This is a genomic window from Chryseobacterium sp. SIMBA_028, assembly GCF_046535285.1.
Lineage (GTDB): Bacteria > Bacteroidota > Bacteroidia > Flavobacteriales > Weeksellaceae > Chryseobacterium.
The window spans coordinates 1-305 of sequence record NZ_JAWRWZ010000137.1 but is presented as its reverse complement, the minus strand read 5'-3'; the positions used below and the strand labels follow the sequence as shown (position 1 = coordinate 305).

The following is a 305-nucleotide window of genomic DNA, read 5'->3' as shown; positions in this document are numbered from 1 at the left end:
AGGTTTATCTTCTGCGATCATGACTCAAAACTTGAGAGAAGCAGAATTATTCCTTTCTCAGGCAGGTTCAGACTGTGGAATTGCCAACGTAAACATCGGAACTTCCGGTGCTGAAATCGGTGGTGCTTTCGGTGGTGAAAAAGAAACAGGAGGCGGCAGAGAGTCCGGTTCTGATGTTTGGAAATACTACATGAGAAGACAAACCAATACTATAAATTACACAGCGGAACTTCCTTTAGCACAGGGAATTAAGTTCGATTTATAAAGTTTTAATTTAAGTTAAAACAATTAAAAAATTTAAGAGA

The 305-nt window shown here is 38.4% G+C and carries 1 protein-coding gene; it reads left to right on the top strand.

The features are described from left to right. Positions 1-265 (top strand): aldehyde dehydrogenase family protein (locus SCA31_RS22880; RefSeq protein ID WP_410699334.1); only part of this gene is annotated, 265 nt, incomplete at its 5' end. Positions 266-305: the final 40 nt, after the last annotated feature.